This is a genomic window from Kitasatospora sp. NPDC059747, from assembly GCF_042732955.1.
Lineage (GTDB): Bacteria > Actinomycetota > Actinomycetes > Streptomycetales > Streptomycetaceae > Kitasatospora.
The window spans coordinates 81,958-99,250 of the sequence record NZ_JBHWGV010000015.1 but is presented as its reverse complement, the minus strand read 5'-3'; the positions used below and the strand labels follow the sequence as shown (position 1 = coordinate 99,250).

General features: G+C 75.6%; 9 protein-coding genes. 2 read left to right on the top strand and 7 right to left on the bottom strand.

From position 1 onward, the window contains the following. Window positions 1-122: 122 nt before the first annotated feature. The 3 genes from ACFV4G_RS09545 to ACFV4G_RS09535 all read right to left on the bottom strand — a co-directional run bounded on the left by ACFV4G_RS09545 (window position 123) and on the right by ACFV4G_RS09535 (window position 4,544). Window positions 123-2,996, bottom strand: coding sequence for an FtsX-like permease family protein (locus ACFV4G_RS09545; protein ID WP_380438259.1), 2,874 nt, complete (start codon window positions 2,994-2,996; stop codon window positions 123-125). Next, complete coding sequence (locus ACFV4G_RS09540) at window positions 2,993-3,766, bottom strand: ABC transporter ATP-binding protein (RefSeq protein ID WP_380438257.1); 774 nt, start codon at window positions 3,764-3,766, stop codon at window positions 2,993-2,995. Before ACFV4G_RS09540 ends, ACFV4G_RS09545 begins: the two co-directional genes overlap by 4 nt. A gap of 118 nt (window positions 3,767-3,884) precedes the next feature. Continuing rightward, complete coding sequence (locus tag ACFV4G_RS09535) at window positions 3,885-4,544, bottom strand: PadR family transcriptional regulator (RefSeq protein ID WP_380438255.1); 660 nt, start codon at window positions 4,542-4,544, stop codon at window positions 3,885-3,887. Between the two features lie 78 nt (window positions 4,545-4,622). Between ACFV4G_RS09535 and ACFV4G_RS09530 the strand changes: the two genes are divergently transcribed. Beyond that, on the top strand, window positions 4,623-5,594 hold the full coding sequence (locus ACFV4G_RS09530) for an endonuclease/exonuclease/phosphatase family protein (RefSeq protein ID WP_380438253.1): 972 nt from the start codon (window positions 4,623-4,625) through the stop codon (window positions 5,592-5,594). Window positions 5,595-5,626: 32 nt separating this feature from the next. Here ACFV4G_RS09530 and ACFV4G_RS09525 read toward each other — a convergent pair whose 3' ends face one another. The 4 genes from ACFV4G_RS09525 to ACFV4G_RS09510 all read right to left on the bottom strand — a co-directional run bounded on the left by ACFV4G_RS09525 (window position 5,627) and on the right by ACFV4G_RS09510 (window position 14,221). Continuing rightward, window positions 5,627-6,814, bottom strand: coding sequence for a PP2C family protein-serine/threonine phosphatase (locus ACFV4G_RS09525; RefSeq protein WP_380438251.1), 1,188 nt, complete (start codon window positions 6,812-6,814; stop codon window positions 5,627-5,629). A 191-nt stretch (window positions 6,815-7,005) separates the two neighbouring features. Beyond that, window positions 7,006-10,227, bottom strand: coding sequence for a UvrD-helicase domain-containing protein (locus tag ACFV4G_RS09520; protein ID WP_380438249.1), 3,222 nt, complete (start codon window positions 10,225-10,227; stop codon window positions 7,006-7,008). Window positions 10,228-10,273: 46 nt separating this feature from the next. Further along, window positions 10,274-13,609: an ATP-dependent helicase gene (locus ACFV4G_RS09515; protein ID WP_380438247.1), complete on the bottom strand. Its 3,336-nt coding sequence runs from the start codon at window positions 13,607-13,609 to the stop codon at window positions 10,274-10,276. A gap of 258 nt (window positions 13,610-13,867) precedes the next feature. After that, on the bottom strand, window positions 13,868-14,221 hold the full coding sequence (locus tag ACFV4G_RS09510; protein WP_380438245.1) for an MGMT family protein: 354 nt from the start codon (window positions 14,219-14,221) through the stop codon (window positions 13,868-13,870). Window positions 14,222-14,356: 135 nt separating this feature from the next. Here ACFV4G_RS09510 and ACFV4G_RS09505 point away from each other — a divergent pair, with 135 nt between their 5' ends. Continuing rightward, complete coding sequence (locus tag ACFV4G_RS09505) at window positions 14,357-17,170, top strand: flippase-like domain-containing protein (protein WP_380438243.1); 2,814 nt, start codon at window positions 14,357-14,359, stop codon at window positions 17,168-17,170. The last annotated feature ends 123 nt before the right edge of the window (window positions 17,171-17,293 follow it).

Sequence of the window (17,293 nt, the reverse complement as noted above, 5' to 3'; positions counted from 1 at the left end):
CGGCGGGCGGGGCGCGCGCGCGCGGCCTCGCGCCCCCCCCCCCCCGCCCCGGGGGGGGGGGGGGCGCCCGCCCCCCCCCCCCCACGGTTGCCGTGGGCGGGTGACGGGCGGGTGGCGCGGGCTCAGCCGCTGCGGCGCAGCAGGGTGATCCGCGAGCGGGTGAGCAGGGTGGCGAGGCCGACGGCGATGATCGGCAGGCCGATCACGAGGAGGCCGACGTTGCCCCACGGGACGATCACCAGGGAGCGGTTGGCCATCTCCTCGGGGCTGATGCCGGGGTAGGGCTCGACCGCGCCGAGGACCTTGCGCAGGGCGACGGCGGGGACGGCTCCGCAGACGATGCCGAGGAGGGTGCCCATGGCGGCGATGACGCCGCACTGGAAGCCGGAGAGCGTGCGCCGGATCCGGGGTGTGGCGCCGACGGCGGCGAGGGTGGTGAGGTCGCGCTGGGAGTCGGCGGCGGCGAGTCCGGTGGCGATGCCGGCGGCGCCGAGGGCGACGAGGGCGGCGAAGCCGGCCAGGCCGAGGCTGATGAGGTCGCCCTTGGGCTGGTAGCCGCGTTCGACCGAGAACTCGGTGTGGTCGGCGAGTTTGCCGATGGCACCGGCGGCCTTCTGCTCGGCGCCGTCGCTGGGTGCGGTGGCGGGCAGCCAGACGGAGCCCCCGTCCACGACGCCGAGGCCGAGGCGGCGGGCGGTGTCGGGGCTGATGACGGCGATGCCGGTCTGGATGGGCGAGTTGGCGAGGTAGGCGTCGATGGTGGTCTCGTGCCGGCGCTTGCGGTCCTCTTCCTCCGACGGGACGTAGGGGGCGGACTTGGTGCCGGCGGCGGGCAGCGGCATGGGGTCGTTGGTCTGGAGGATCAGTTTGCCGTCCTTGATGTAGCGCGGGTCGAGGACGACGGCCTTGCCGTCGGCGAGGGCCTGGACGGCGGCCGGGTCGGTGATGCCGTGCAGGTTGCGCAGCATGGTGGCGTCACCGGCGCCGATGCCGCCGTAGACGGAGGTGCCGCGTCGGCCGGCGTTGAACTGGCAGCGCTTGTCGTCGTGGCGCAGCCGCTTGATCTCGTCGGAGGAGAGGCTGCCGTGGTCGTCCTCCAGGGGGCAGCGGAGGTCCTTGGGCAGGAGGGGAGAGATCCATCCGCAGGTGCCCTGGTGTTCCCCGCAGCCGGCGGGGTAGGTGAGCTTCTTGACGTCGGCGCGCGGGCCGAGGTCGGGGACGCTGGATTCGACGGCGTCACGCATCCGGGGCAGGAGGGAGCCGTCGGAGGCGGCGCCCCAGCCGGTGCCGAGGAGGACCGCGCCGGCGGGGGCGGAGGCCTCGTAGCCGCGGCGGTTCTGTTCGTCGGTGCTGGCGGCGTAGATGGACACGGCGACGGAGCCGGCGACGGCGGCCATGACGGCGGCGACGGCGGGGGCGGTGCGGCCGCGGTGGCGCACCGAGTCGCGCAGGGCGAGGCGGGGGCCGAGCGGCAGCCAGCGGCCGGTGCGGCCGAAGAGGCCGACGAGGTAGGGCACCAGGGCGACCATCCCGAGTTCGGCGATCATCGAGCCGCCGAGGACGGCGATGGTGCGGCTGGCGATGCCGCTGGCGGCGCCGAGCAGGGCGAGGGCGGTGCCGCCGCCGAGCATGAGGAGGCCGAGGAGGGCGAGCCAGCGGTTGGGCGGCTTGAGGGAGTCGCGGCCGGTGAGTGCGGAGACGACCTCCTGGCGGGCGGCCTGGACGGCCGGGACGATGGCCGCGAGCAGGCCGGTGACGACGCCGATGAGCAGGACCCCGGCGAGGTCGAGCGGCTGGAGGGCGAAGTGCCCGAAGCGGTGGCCGGCGTAGTCCTCGGCGCGGGTGCGCAGGAGGGCGACGAGGCCGATGCCGACGGCGAGGCCGGCCGCGGCGCCGGTGGTGCCGAGGACGACGCCGCCGCCGAGGACGACGGCGCGGATCTGGGCGCGGTCACCGCCGCCGGCGGCGATCAGGCCGAGCTGCCGCCGGGAGCGCCTGGCCCCGACGGCGAAGGCGGGGCCCGCGAGGAGCACGATCTCCAGGAGGGCCATGCCGACGACGGTGCCGAGGATGACGATGGCGGTGCGGTCGAGGAGCGCGGGTCCGGTGCCGTTGTTCTGGTCGGCGTAGAAGGGGACGGCGGCGCGCGGCGGCGGGTCGAGGAGGACGGCGCGGGAGGCGGCGGTGAAGCCGTACTTGTTGAGTTCGGTGACCTTGGGCCAGTCGAGCACGGTGCCGGCGGGCATCTTGACGAGCCAGTTGCCGCCCGTGCGCGGGGTCGCGCCGGGGAGTTTGGCGAGTGGTTCGACGAGTTCCCCGGGGCGGGCGACGAGGGTGGTGGCGCTGAGGTCGCCGGGGTACTCGACGACGCCGGTGATGGTGAAGGGGGTGGCGTCGAGGCCGCGGACGGTGGTGGTGGCGCCGAGCCCCAGGCCGGAGCGGTCGAGGAAGGTGCGGGTCACGGCGATCTCGCGGGGGGCGCTCGGTGCGTGGCCCCCAACGATGTTGATCTTGCCGTGCCAGACGGGGTCGGTGAGGTCGGCCTCGGTCGTGTCGACGGAGATGAGGCCCTCGGCGCTGCTGGTGGCGGTGTAGGACCCCATGCGCTCGGGGACGAGGGTGGTGCCGGCGGGCAGGAGGGCGGCGGCGAGTGCGGCGGGGTCGGTGTCGCGGCTGCGTTGCTGTTCGGGCGTGAGGTCGGGTGCGCCCGCCTTGGTGGCGACGGGCTGCTCGAAGCTGCTGCCCTCGCTGGGGTCGGGGGCCTGCTTGATCGTCACGCCGCCTTCGAGGAAGCGCAGTTCCGCGTCGGACCGGCCCATCAGGCGGGTGGCGCGTTCGGCGGGGCTGAGCTGGGCGCTGCGGTAGACGACGTCGGCGCCGGTGACGCCGAGGACGGGCAGGGCGACCATGGCGACCACGAGGGCGCTGCGGCCCTTGGCGCGCAGGGCGTCGCGGCGGGCTATGCGCAGGGCGACCCGCCAGGAGCTGAACTTCACTCCTCCCCCTGGCGCTTGGCGTTGGTGGCGGCGCTGACGAGCAGGCTGCCGGCGTCCTGGCTGATGCTCTCGTCGACCATGCGGCCGTCGCGCAGGAAGACGACGCGGTCGGCCCAGGCGGCGTGGCGGGCCTCGTGGGTGACCATCATGGCGGCGGCGCCGGCGTCGCAGCGGGCGCGCAGGACGGCGAGGACGGCCTCGCCGGTGGTGGAGTCGAGGGCGCCGGTGGGTTCGTCGGCGAGGACGAGGCGGCGGTCGCCGATGAGGGCGCGGGCGATGGCGACGCGCTGCTGCTGGCCGCCGGACATGTCGTCGGGGAAGCGGTCGGCGAGCTCGGGGATGCCGAGCTCCTCCAGCGCGGCGAGGGCCTCGCGGCGGGCGGCGCGGGCGGAGAGGCCGTCCAGTTCGCGCGGGAGGGAGATGTTCTCGGCGGCGGTGAGGGCCGGGATCAGGTTGTAGTCCTGGAAGACGTAGCCGACGGAGCGGCGGCGGACCTCGGCGAGGCGCTTGCGGCTCAGGCCGCCGAGGGCGACGCCCTCGACGAGGACCTGGCCGCCGGTCGGGGTGTCGAGGCCGCCGGCGAGGGTGAGCAGGGTCGACTTGCCGGAGCCGGACGGGCCCATGACGGCGACGAACTCGCCGGGATTGACCCGCAGGTCGATCTGGCGCAGGGCGTGCACCTCTGCTGCGCCCTGGCCGTGCACCCGGCTGATGCCGTCCAGGTGCAGGACGGGCCGGACGCCGGTGCTGGTCGGGTCTGTGTAGGACACGGTCCCCCCTCTTGCTGGTTGTGGGCCCGGTCGCGGCCGGGCCGGTGGATCGGTGACGTCGGTGGGGCCCCGGCGGTCCGGGGCCGCGCGCCGCCGGGGCGGGGCGGGGCCCGCGGCGCTAGGACCGCGTGCGGCGCCGGCCGGGGCGGAACGTGCGGGCGGGCTCCTGGCCGGCGGCCCCGCCCGCCTCGGCGGCCTCGGCGGCCCGGGCCTGCTGGAGCTCGGCCTGCTGGGCGAGGCGGGTCTCGCAGTGGTCGAGCCAGCGGATCTCGGCCTCGGTCTGGAAGATCAGCTGTTCGAGGACGAGCAGCCAGGCGAGGTCGCTGCCCGCCGAGGCGGGCGCGGCGCCGGCGCCGGGCCGGGCCTCGCCGGCCAGGGCCCGGCCCTTGAGCCGGGTGTAGTCCTGGAGCGCCTTGATGCTGTGCCGGCGCTGGCCCTGGACGACGGCGGAGACGTCGACCCCGGGCACGGTGACGGCCATCGCGAGCTTGATCGCGAGTTCGTCGCGCGGCGGGTTGGTGCGCGGCACCGGGGTGTCGAACCAGGCGCGCAGTTCGGCCCGGCCGGCCTCGGTGACGGCGTAGAACTGGTGGCCCTCGTCGTCCTCCCCCGCGGGTTCGACCAGGCCGTCGCGCTCCAGGCGGGCGAGCGTGGTGTAGACCTGCCCGACGTTGAGCGGCCAGGTGGCGCCGGTGCGCGCCTCGAAATCGGTGCGCAGCTGGTAGCCGTAGCGCGGGCCCTGGTCGAGCAGGGCGAGCAGACCGTGACGGATGGACATACTCAGTATGTATACCCGGTATGCCCTCCCGGCTCAAGCGACGCGACCGGCCCCGGCGAGCGGGTACCGTCGTGCGGTGTGAGCCACTTGCGCATCGCCACCTTCAACCTGCTGCACGGTCAGCCGCTCGCCGCGGACGGCGCCCCGCGGCCCTATCCGGCCGACGCCGGCGACCCGTTGGCGCAGGCGGTGGCCGCGCTGGACGCGGACGTCCTGGCCCTGCAGGAGGTGGACCGCCACCAGTCGCGCTCGGGTTGCACCGACCAGGCGGCCGTCGCCGCCAAGGCGATGGGGGCCGCCGACTGGCGCTTCGCCGCCGCGCTGCACGGGCGCCCGGCGCCGGTGGCCGGCTGGGTGCGCGAGCCGTCCGGGCCGAACGGCCTGAAGGTGTACGGGCCGGGCGAGGTCGGCGACGGCGCCGCGCCCTCGTACGGGACGGCGCTGCTGACCCGGCTGCCGGTGCGCCACTGGCGGGCCCGGCGCTTCGCCCCGGCGCCGTTCGGGCTGCCGCTGCGGGTGGCCGGGCGGCGCGGCCTGACCCCCGTGCCGGACGAGCCGCGGGCCGCCCTCGCGGCGGTGCTGGAGGGCGAGCGCGGCCCGTTCACGGTGGTGGCCGCGCACCTGTCCTTCGTGCCCGGGTGGAACATGGCGCAGCTGGCCGGCATCCGGCGCTGGATCGCGGACCTGCCGCAGCCGTACCTGGTGCTGGGCGACTTCAACCTGGTGGGCGCGGTGCCGCGCACGGTGCTCGGCGGGGCGACGGCGCTGGAGCGCACCGCGCCGCGCACGCGCGTGCGGGAGCTGCGCGAGGCGCGGCGGGCCCGGCCGGTGCTGGCCGGGCCGCGCCGGCGGCGGGTGCGCGAGCCGCGGGCCCGGCTGCAGGGCTGGTACGACCTGGCGCGCACGCCGACGTACCCGTCGCACCGGCCCGCGGTGCAGTTCGACCACGTGCTGGCGGTCGGTGTGCCGCGGACCGCGGTGGGCCCGGCGGCGGCGCCGCACACCGGGGTGTCGGACCACCGGCCGCTGGTGGTCGAGGTGGCGCTGTAGCCTCCGGCCCTCGGCCGTTGCGGCCCCGGGCCTCAGTTGAGGTGCGAGAGGGCCCCGTTCTGGTGCGGGACGTGGGCGATCTGGGCGGACTGGGGTTCGTACTGGAGGAGCAGCATGGCCGCGTCGTCGCCGAGCTGGCGCCCGACGTGGCGCACGACGTCCTCGTGCAGGCGCAGCAGGACGTCGGCCGGGCGGCCGTCGGCGCAGTGCGGGAGGCGTTCGGCGAGCGGGTAGAAGGCGCCGGAGCGGTCCCGGGCCTCGATGACGCCGTCGGTGAAAAGCAGCACCCGGTCCCCGGGCAGCAGGGCCGTGCGGTGCACCGGCGGGCGGACGTCGGCCGGGTCGAGGACGCCCAGCGGCGGCACGGTCTCGGCGAGTTCGAGCGGGCGGACCTCGGCGCCGCGCAGCAGGAGCGGCGAGGGGTGCCCGCAGTTGACGATCTGGGCGGTGCCGTCCGGGGCGACGCCGATCAGCACGAGGGTGACGAACTCCTCCTCGACGCCGGGGTGGTCGTTCTCGTGCAGGGCCCGGTCGAGGCTGACGGCGAGCCAGCCGGCCACCCGGTCCAGCGCGGGCTCCTGGTGCGCGGCCTCGCGGAAGGCGCCGAGGACGGCGGCGGCCGTCTCGACCGCGCCGAGGCCCTTGCCGCGCACGTCGCCGACCACGGCCCGGACGCCGTGGCGGGTGTTGACGACCTCGTACAGGTCGCCGCCGATCCGCGCGTGGGCGGCGGCGGCCTCGTAGTGGACGGCCGCGCGGACGGTGCCGACCCGCTCGGGGACGGGCCGCAGCAGCACGCGGCGGGCGATCGAGGCGACGAGCTGCGCGTCGGCGAGCGCCCGTTCCTGGCGCAGGCGCAGGGTGGCGCTGACCCAGCCGATCGCCGCGACCAGGACGATCGCGACGACGCTGGCGGCGTGCACGGACTGGCCGAGCGCGTCGCCGCGGAAGGCCATCAGGAAGGCCACGGCCTCGGTGCACAGGCCGATGGCGAGCGGGTACCAGGTGCGGCGGCTGACCACGGCGGCCAGCGCGGGTACGGCGGTGAGGGCGGGTTCGACCGTGACCTCGGTGCCGCTGACGTAGTCGAGGAGGACGATCAGCGCCATGCCGATGTAGGGCAGCGCGAGCGCCGTCCTCGGCCAGGTGCCGGTCGTGCCCGGAGCGGGTCCCGGGGTCGGCCCGGTGAACCGCTCTCTGATCCATCCGGTCGCGCTCAACTTCGGTTTCTCCAGCAGAAGACGCCGATGCCCGGAGGCACCTGCGGCGATGACTGAGGGTTAGGAAATGCGGGCCTCGCCGGCGGCCGGAGTACGGGGGTTGACCGGTTACCGACCCCACAATAGGCGCGAAACGTGCACTACGCACAGGTTTCGCCCGTTGCCATGATGACTTGGATGCTCTCCGTGACTCATTCTTCACTGTTCCCGATCAGGAGCCGTTCCAACTCTTTTCGGTCGGGAAGTCCTGACGGTCGCACGACGCGCCCGCTGCGGACGTACAGGAACGACGCCGTGACCTGCTCCGGCGGGACTCCCGCGTACTCGGCCCACGCGACCCGGTAGACCGCGAGCTGCAGCGGGTCGGCGGTCTCCTCGCGGTGGGTCTTCCAGTCCACCACTTCGTAGCGTGACGCACCACCGGATCCTGACGTTTCGTCACCTTCCCGGTAGACCGCGTCGATCCGGCCGCGCACCACCCGGCCCGCCAGCACCAGCTGGAACGGCGCCTCCACCCGGTACGGGCGCCGGCCGGCGTACGGGGTGCGCAGGAACGCCTCCTTGAGGCGCTCCAGGTCCTGCTCGTCCTCGACGCCGTCGTCGTCCGCGCCGGGCAGCGCGCCGGGCTCGACCAGCAGCAGCGGTTCGATCCGGGACTGCACCCACGCGTGGAAGCGCGTGCCCCGGCGGGCCGCGGGCTGCGGGGGGCGCGGCATCGGGCGGGCGAGGTCGTGCGCGAAGCCGTCCGGGTCGGCGGCCAGGCGCAGCAGCTGGGTGGCGGACAGGGCGGCGGGCAGCGGCACCTCCCGGACGCTGCGCCGGGTCCGCTCCAACTCGCCCAGCAGGGCGGTGAGATCGCGGTCCCAGGACTCGACCTGGCGGCGGTCCTCGGCGCCCATCGGCTCCGGTTCGCGGGCGGGCGCGCCGGCGAGGCGGGCGCGCACGACGCCGGCGACGCGGCGCCGGGCGTGCTGGGCGGCCGGGTCCAGCGGCAGCGGCCAGGGCCGCTCGGCGGGCGCGGCGAGGGCCGGGTTCTCGGCGCCCTTCTCCGGCTGCTCGGCCCAGTGCTCGATCTCGCCCGCGCCGGGCCGCTCGCAGTGCTCCCGCAGCTGTTCGAGGAACGCGGACGGGCCGCGGACGGTCTTCTGGGTGGGCCCCCACCAGTGGCCGGAGGCGAGCAGCAGGGAGCGCGGCCGGGTGAACGCGACGTAGCCGAGGCGCAGTTCCTCGACGCCGGAGTGCTCGGCCAGCTCCTTCTTGAACGCGGCCACCGACTTGGCGTTCCACCCGCCGCGCACGTCGGGCAGGGTGGCGGCGTCACCGCGCAGGGCGTGCGGGAGCACGCGCTTGGTGCTGGTCCAGCGCTCGCGCGGGCTGCCGGAGGGGAACGCGCCCTTCACCAGGCCGGGCACGGCGACGACGTCCCACTCCAGGCCCTTGGACTTGTGGGCGGTGAGGACCTTCACGGTGTCCTCGCCGCCGGGCAGGCTGCTGTCCAGGCCGCGCTCGTACTCCTGGGCGGCGCGCAGGAAGCCGAGGAAGGCGGCGAGGCCCGGGTCGCCGTCGAGGTCGGCGAAGGAGGCGGCGACGTCCAGGAAGGCGTGCAGGGTCTCGCGGCGGCGGGCGGCCAGTGCCTGCGGGGAGGCGGCGAGTTCGACCTCCAGGCCGGTGGCGGCGAGGACCCGGTGCAGGACGTCCATCAGCGGCTCGGACAGCGAGCGGCGCAGGTCGCGCAGCTCCTGGGCGAGGCGGGCGAAGCGCACCCGGGCCTCGGCGGAGAACGGGAGGTCGTCGGTCTGATCGCCCTGATCGGCGTCGAGGAAGGTCTCCAGGGCGTCGGCCAGCGAGACCACCTCGGTCGGGTCGGTCTCGGCGACGGCGGCGGCCAGCGCCTCCACGCCCTCGGGCCGGCCGGTGCGCACGAGGTCGGCGGCGCGGCGCCCGAGCAGGGCGAGGTCGCGCGGGCCGATCCGCCAGCGCGGGCCGATCAGCAGCCGCACCAGGGCCGCGTTCGCGGTCGGGTCCTGGAGCACCTCGCAGACCGCGACCAGGTCGGCCACCTCGGGCAGCTGGAGCAGCCCGCCGAGGCCGACCACCTCGACCGGCACATCGCGGGCCACCAGCGCCGCGTGGATGTCCGGGAAGGCGGCGCCGCCGCGGCACAGCACGGCGATCCGGCCGGGCGCGGTGCCGGTGCGCACGAGGTGGGCGACGGAGTCGGCGAGCCAGTCGACCTCCTCCGCGTGGGTGGGCAGCAGCGCGGCCCGGACGAAGCCGTCGTGCTCGGCGCCGGGAGCCGGGCGCAGCGCCTCGACGCCCTCGTGCATGGCGCGCAGCGGCGCGGCGAGTTCGTTGGCGAAGGCGAGCAGGTGCCCGCCGCTGCGGCGGTTCTCGCTGAGCGCGTAGCGGGCGGCGGGCCGGCCGCCGGCCCGCGGGAAGTGCCGGGGGAACTCGTCGAGGTTGGCGACGGAGGCGCCGCGCCAGCCGTAGATCGCCTGGCAGGGGTCGCCGACGGCGGTGACGGGGTGGCCGCCGCCACGGCCCTCGGGCCCGGCGCCGAACAGCCCGGCGAGCATGAGCCGCTGGGCGACGGAGGTGTCCTGGTACTCGTCGAGCAGCACGACCCGGTACTGGCCGCGCAGGAGTTCGCCGACCTCGGGGCGGCGCTGGGCGAGCCGGGCGGCGGCCGCTATCTGGTCGCCGAAGTCCATCAGTCCGGCGGTGGCCTTGCGGCGCCGGTAGTCCTCGACCAGGCGCAGCAGTTCGAGCCGGGCGCGGGCGGTGGCGGGGACGGCCCGCAGGTCGTCGTTGGTGAGCTTGGCCGTGGCGAGGGCGTCGAGCAGGTCCTCGTCGTGGGCGCGCAGGGTGTCGGGTTCGACGAGGTGTTCGGCGAGTTCGCCGTCGAGGGCGATGAGGTCGGCGACGAGGTTGGCGAAGGTGCCGGTGAGGGCGGGGAACGGGCCGGGGCTGGTGCGCAGCACCTTGGCGGCGAGCTGGAAGCGGGTGGCGTCGGCGAGCAGCCGCACGTCGGGTTCGACGCCGATGCGCAGGCCGTGCTCCTTGAGGAGGCGCCCGGCGAAGGCGTGGTAGGTGGAGATCTCGGGTTCGCCGAGCGGCTCGGCGTCGTCAGAGTCGGCGACGCCGGCGCGCAGGAGGGCGGTGCGCACGCGTTCGGCGAGCTCGCCGGCGGCCTTGTTGGTGAAGGTGAGGCCGAGGACCTCCTCGGGGCGCACGGCGCGGGAGCCCACCAGCCACACCACCCGGGCGGCCATCACGGTGGTCTTGCCGGAGCCGGCGCCGGCGACGATCACGGCGGGTTCGAGGGGGGCGCCGATGGCCGCCATCTGCTCCCGGTTGAACGGGATCCCGAGCAGCTCCTTGAGCTGGTCGGGATGGCTGAGCACGGCGGTCACCCCGCAACGTTAACCGGAGCGGCGGACATTCTTTGCCCCGCGACCATCACTCCACCAGCTGGGCCCCGTCGCGCTGGGCCGAGCAGCTGCGCCGGAACGCGCAGCGGTCGCAGCCGCCGCCGGTGCGGGGCACGAAGCGCTCGGCGAGGACGCGTCCGGCGGCCTCGGCGAGCAGGTTCTCGATCCACGGCTCGCCCTCGGGCGGCTCCTGGCGCTGCACCTTGGGGGCGTCCTGGGCGGCCTTGGCGGCCGGCTCGCGCAGGTGGACCAGCTCGGCGCCGCCGGCGTGCGGGGCGCCGCCGGCGAAGCCGGGCAGCTCGTTCAGCGCCCCGGCCCGGACGGCGAGCTGGTAGACGGCGAGCTGCTTGTGCTCGGGCAGCGACTTGTCGGTGGGGATCTGCTTGCCGGTCTTGAAGTCGACGACGTAGGCGCGCCCGGCCGCGTCCTTCTCGACCCGGTCCATCGAGCCGCGGATGCGCACCGAGACGCCGCCGACGTCGAGGGTGACGTCGAAGCCGTGCTCGGTGGCGACGAGGTCGCGGCCGCGTTCGAGGACGTGCCAGTTGAGGAAGCGCTCCAGGGCGGCGCGGGCCTCGGTCTTCTCCTGCCGGGACTTCCACGGCGCGTCGAAGGCCAGCGCGTCCCAGACGGTGTCCAGGCGCTCCATGAGGACGGCGAGGTCGGCGGGGGTGCGCCCGGAGCCGACCTCGTCGGCGAGGGCGTGGACGACGTTGCCGAAGCCCTGGGCGGCCGAGCCGCGGACCTGGGCCTTGACCTCCTTGTCCAGGAACCACTGCAGCGAGCAGTTCTCCAGCTGCTCCAGGCCGCTGCCGGACAGCCGCACCGGCAGGTCGGGGCCGCGCAGCGGCTCGGGGGCGGCGGTCGGGTCGTCCAGGCCCCACCAGCGCTCGGGGTGGGCGGCGGGCACGAGCGGCAGCCCGTCCTCGTCCGCGGCGGCGGCGAGGACGGCGAGGCGTTCGGCGGCGGCCCGGCGCAGCTCGGGCGAGCGGGCCGGGTCGACGGTGACGGCGCGCAGCTCGGCGACGAGGGCGTGGACGGCGAGCGGGCGGCGCGGGCGGTGGGTGACGTCCTCGACGGTGACGGGCGGGGTGCGGCACACGACGCGGCCGGTCGCGGGGTCGACGTCCTCGCGGTAGAGCTCGCGCAGGAAGCGGGAGGGCTCGTCGCCGTCCTCGGCGGGCGCCTTGACGGCGGTGACGATCAGCCGTTCCTTGGCGCGCGTCGCGGCGACGTAGAAGAGGCGGCGTTCCTCGCCGAGCAGGGCGGCCGGGGAGAGCGGTTCGGCCAGGCCGTCGCGGCCGATCCGGTCGGCCTCCAGGAGGGAGCCGCGGCGGCGCAGGTCGGGCCAGAGGCCGTCCTGGACGCCGGCGACGACGACCAGGCGCCACTCCAGGCCCTTGGAGCGGTGGGCGGTCATGAGCCGGACGGCCTCGGGGCGCACGGTGCGCACGGTGAGGGTGTCGGCGGCGATGTCCTGGGCCTCCAGCTCGGCGAGCAGGTCGAGGGCGCTGCGGTGGCCGGTGACCTGCTCCTCGGCGCGGGCGGCGGTCTCGAACAGGGCGCACAGCGCGTCGAGGTCGCGGTCGGCGTTGCGGCCGGCGGCGCCGCCGCGCAGGGCGGCCCGCTCCAGGCGCTCGCGCCAGCGGCGGCTGCCCTCCCACAGCGCCCACAGGGCGTCCTCGGCGGTGCAGCCGCCGGCGAGCGCCTCGCGGACCTTGCGCAGCAGCGTGCCGAGGTCGCGGGCGCGCCGGGCGGGGGTGCCGCGGGCGTGGAGGGGGTCGAGGGCGATGAGCCGCTCGGGCTCGGCGAGGGCCTCGCGCACCAGCTCGCCGGCCGGGCGCAGCGCCGCGGCGGGGCGGCCGTCGGCGCGCAGCGCGGCGCGTTCCTCCTCGCGCAGGGCGCGGCCGAGGCGGCGCAGGTCGGAGCCGTCGAGGCCGCCGAGGGGGCCGGTGAGCAGGGCGTGGGCGGTGTCGGTGGTGAGGGGATCGGCGGCGTCCGGGTCGCCGTGCCGGTCGCGGGCGGCCTGCTCGGCGCAGACCCGCAGGGCGAGCAGCAGCTGGGCGACGGCGGGCTCCTCGCGCAGCGGCAGGTCGTCGCCGTCGATCTCCAGGGGCACGCCGGCCGCGCCGAGGGCGCGCCGCACGCCCGGTATGGAGCGGGCACCGGCCCGGACGAGGACGGCCATCTCGCCCCACGGCACGCCGTCCTCCAGGTGGGCGCGGCGCAGCAGGTCGGCGACGGAGTCGAGCTCGGCGCCGGGGGTCGGGTAGGTGTAGACCTCGACCCGGCCGCCCTCGCGGGAGGGCAGCAGGGCGCGGTGCTGGGCGAGCTTGTCGGCGGGCAGGCGGCCCATGGGCATGCGGCGGGCGAGTTCGCGGGAGGCGGCGAGCAGGACGGCGCCGGAGCGGCGGGAGACGCGCAGCACCCGGACGTCGGCGGGGGTGCCGTCGGCGCGGGGGAAGGCCTGCGGGAAGTCGAGGATGCCGTTGATGTCGGCGCCGCGGAAGGCGTAGATCGACTGGTCGGGGTCGCCGACGGCGACGAGGTCGCGCCCCCCGCCGGCGAGCCGGCGCAGCAGGCGGACCTGGGAGGGGTCGGTGTCCTGGTACTCGTCGACGAAGACGACGTCGTAGCGGGCGCGCAGGTCCTCGGCGACCTCGGGGCGCTCGGCGAGCAGGACGGCGCGGTGGACGAGCTCGGCGTAGTCGAGGACGCCGCGCAGGTCGAGGACGTCGAGGTAGTCGGCGAGGAAGTGGGCGGCGGCGGCCCAGTCGGGGCGCTGGACGCCCTGGGCGAAGCGTTCGAGCTCGGCCTCGCCGAGGCCGAGCTCGCGGCTGCGGGCGAGGACGGCGCGGACCTCGTCGGCGAAGCCGCGGGTGGTCAGGCAGGCGCGCAGGTCCAGCGGCCAGGGGATGCGGGAGCTGCCGAGGCGGGCGTCCTCGGCGCCGCCGGCGAGCAGTTCGCGGACCATGACGTCCTGCTCGGGGCCGGACAGCAGGCGCAGTGGCTCGGCGTAGTCGGCCGGGTCCTGGTGGGCGCGCAGGAGGGCGTAGCAGAAGGAGTGGAAAGTGGTGGCCTGCGGGGCGGGGGTGGAGGTGGCGAGGCGTCCGGACATCCGGTCGCGCAGCTCCATGGCGGCCTTGCGGCTGAAGGTGAGGACCAGGATCCGCTCGGGGTCGGTGCCGCGCTCGATGCGCCGGGCGACGGCCTCGACGAGCGTGGTGGTCTTGCCGGTGCCCGGGCCGGCGAGCACCAGCAGCGGCCCGCCGGGGTGCTCGACCACGGCGCGCTGGTACTCGTCCAGCGCGGGCGGTGCGGGCTGGACGAGCGGGCTGCGCACGAGCCGGAAGGGGGTGCTCACGCGCCCGCCTCGCTACGCTCGGCAGGGGCGTTCACCCATGCGCACTTCTTGATGGTTCGCTCGCTGCTCTCGCTCACGCGCCCGCCTCGCTACGCTCGGCAGGGGCGTTCGCCCATGCGCACTTCTTGATGGTTCGCTCGCTGCACTCGCTCACGGAGGTTCCTGGGGTCGAACAGGGGCATGACGGGGGCGGGCCGCGCGGGCCCGCCCGCATCGAGCCTACGATCCTGCCCCGTCAATCCCCTCGGCGTCCCGGGTTCAGAGGGATTGGGAACCGTCCCAGCGGGCGCGCCTGAGGTCCACGCGCGGCGGGTCGGAGAGTTCGCGCAGCGGGGTGCCCTCCTCGCCGTAGTGGGCGAGGGCGCGCTGCTCGTGGCCGGGCAGGAAGCGTCCGTCGGCGCGGATCACCCGCCACCAGGGCACCGAGCCGCCGTACAGGGCCATGACCCGCCCGACCTGGCGCGGACCGCCCTGGCCGAGGTACTCGGCAACGTCCCCGTAGGTCATCACCCGGCCGGGTGGAATCCGCTCGGTCAGGTCGAGAACCAGTTCGGCGAAGGGCGGCAGGTCCGCCGGGAAGCCGTCGTCGTCAGCGTCCGTCACCTGCGGCATTCTTCCTTATGGGGGCGCGTGCGGAACCCCGCGGATTCGATCCGCCGCGCCCGATCCGGCCCCTGTCCAGCACGGGGGGCCGGGGCATGCCACCATCTTCCGGGGCGGTGAGTGGTGATACGAGGACAAGACCAGATGACCGGGACGGCAGACGTGGGCGCGCACGAGGACTCCGACGAGTCCGCCGCCCGCATGCCCGCAGGTCCCGGCGGTGAGCCCGCTCCCGGGCCCGCGCCGGAAGTCTCCCTGATCAAGGACCGTACGATCAAGACCCCCCAGCCGACCGGCCCCGCCGCGACCCCGACCGTGCCGCTGCCCGAGCCCGCCCAGGCGCCCGAGGCGGGCCCGCGTCCCACCGGCGCGGCCGTCCCCGGGGCCGCCCCGGAGCCGGTGCCCGCCCCCGAGCCCGCGCCCGCACCCGACGCCACGACCGCGGAACACGCCCTCGCGTCCTTCCACGACCCGCTGGACGACACCCCGCACCTGGACGTCGACGAGCCGCTGCTCGCCGCCCGCGCGCACCGCCCGACCGACCTCCTGCGCTTCCTCGCCGGCGTCTTCGGGATAGTCGCCGTGTTCGTCCTGGCCGGCGTGGCGACCTCGACCACCACCGGCATCGAGCAGGACATCGCGACCAACGCGCCGCGCTTCTCCGCGGTGCTGTCCACGATCACCGGCCTGCTCTCCAGCGTCGCGGTGCTGGCCGTGCCGCTGGCCTTCGCGGTCGAGCGGCTGATCAAACGCGACGGCCTGCGGGTCGCCGACGGCGTCCTCGCCTCGGTGCTCGCCTACGGCGTCTCGCTGGGCATCGACTGGTGGGTCGCCGAGGGCGCCTCCGAACACATCAGGGACGCCCTGACCAGGCTCCCCATGGACAGCAACGGGGCCCTGACCGACCCCGTCCACGGCTACCTGGCGCCGGTGATCGCCTACATGACCGCCGTCGGCATGTCGAGCCGACCACGATGGCGGGTCGCCCTGTGGGTCGTGGTGGTCTTCAGCGGGATCACCGAACTGCTCGGCGGCTACACCACCCCGCTGTCGCTGCTGCTCACCGTCCTGATCGGCTGGTCCGTCGCCTACGGCACGCTGTACGCGATCGGCTCGCCCAACATCCGCCCCACCGGCCAGCACCTGATGATCGGTCTGCGCAAGGTCGGCTTCACCCCGGAGAGCGCCCACCGCGCCCCCGACGCCCCCGGCGGCACCCGCCGCTACTACGTCGCGCAGCAGGACGGCCCGCCGCTGGACGTCCACATCATCGACCGCGAGCAGCAGGCCTCCGGCTTCTTCTACCGTGCCTGGCGCCGGCTGCGGCTGCGCTCGGTGGCCGTGCGCCGCAGCCCCCAGTCGCTGCGCCAGGCGCTGGAGCAGGAGGCCCTGATCGCGTACGCGGCGGCGGCCTCCGGGGCCCGCGCGCCGCAGCTGGTCGCCACCTCCGAGCTCGGCCCGGACGCCGCGATCCTCGTCTACGAGAACGTCGAGGGCCGCACCCTGGACGAGCTCTCCGACGACGAGGTCACCGACCGGGTGATGGCCTCGCTGTGGGAGTCGGTGGCCGCCCTGCACGAGCGCCGGATCGCCCACCGGCGCCTGACCGGCGAGTCGCTGCTGGTCGTCGACGACAAGACGGCCTGCCTGGTCAACCTGTCCGGCGGCGACATCGCCGCCACCGACCTGACCCTGCGCATCGACGTCGCCCAGCTGGTCACCACCTTCGCGCTGCGGATCGGCCCGGAGCGCGCCGTCGCCGCCGCCAACGCCGTGCTCGGCGCCGAACGGGTCGCCCAGGCCCTGCCGCTGCTCCAGCCCGTCGGGCTCTCCCGCTCCACCCGCATCGACCTCGCCAAGCTCTCCAAGGAGCGCAAGACCGCCGCCCGGGCCAAGGCCCTGGAGCAGGTCGCGGCCGGCGAGCGCACCCAGCAGCAGGCCGAGGAGGACATCGCGGCGGCCGGCGAGGACCTGCTCAGCCGCATCCGCGGCCAGATCCTCCAGATCGCCCCCGAGGCCCCGATGGAGCCCGCCAAGCTGGAGCGGCTGAAGCCCAAGAGCCTGATCATGGTGATCGCGCTCACCTTCGCCGCGTACCTGGCGCTGACCACCATCAAGCCCGCCCAGCTCAAGCTCTCCCAGATGGACTGGGCCTGGGCCGCGGCGGCCCTCGTGGCGGCCGCCTTCAGCTACGTCGCCGCCGCGATGAGCCTCACCGGCTTCGTGCCCGAAAAGCTGCCGTTCCGGCGCACCGTGGCCGCCCAGCTGGCCGGCTCCTTCGTCAAGCTGGTCGCCCCGGCGGCGATCGGCGGCATCGCGCTCAACACCCGCTACCTGCAGAAGGCCGGGATCCGCTCCGGTCAGGCGGTCGCCTCCGTCGGCGCCTCCCAGCTGGCGGGCCTGGCCGGGCACCTGCTGCTGCTGTTCAGCTTCGGCCTGATCACCGGCAGCCAGACCAACGGCGACCTCTCCGCCTCCCGCGCGGTGATCATCGGCGTGCTGACCGCCGCCGTGCTCGCCCTGGTCGTGGCCGCCGTCGCGCCGCTGCGCCGCTTCGTGCTGGGCCGGCTGCGCTCGCTGTTCTTCGGCGTGGTGCCGCGCATGCTCGACCTGATGCAGACGCCCAGCAAGCTGGTCACCGGCTTCGGCGGGATCCTGCTGCTGACGCTCTCGTTCACCGCCTGCCTGGACGCCTCCGTGCAGGCCTTCGGCGGCAGCGTCAGCTTCTCGGCCGTCGCCGTCGTCTTCCTGACCGCCAACGCGGCCGGCTCCGCGATCCCCACGCCGGGCGGCATCGGCCCGGTCGAGGTCGCCCTGATCGGCGCGCTCACCGTCGCCGACGTCTCCCCCGCCGTCGCCACCCCGGCGGTGTTCCTCTACCGGGCGCTCACCTTCTGGCTGCCGGTGCTGCCCGGCTGGATCGCCTACAACGTGCTCCAGCGCAAGCACGCGCTCTGAGCGTCACGAGACAAGCGCGCGTACGGAGGAGGGGGGGGGACCCCCACCCCCGGCGCGAGAGGCGCGCCGTGACGCGCGGCGCCATAGTGAGGTGCTATGTGAAGACTAAGTAACACAAGGAAG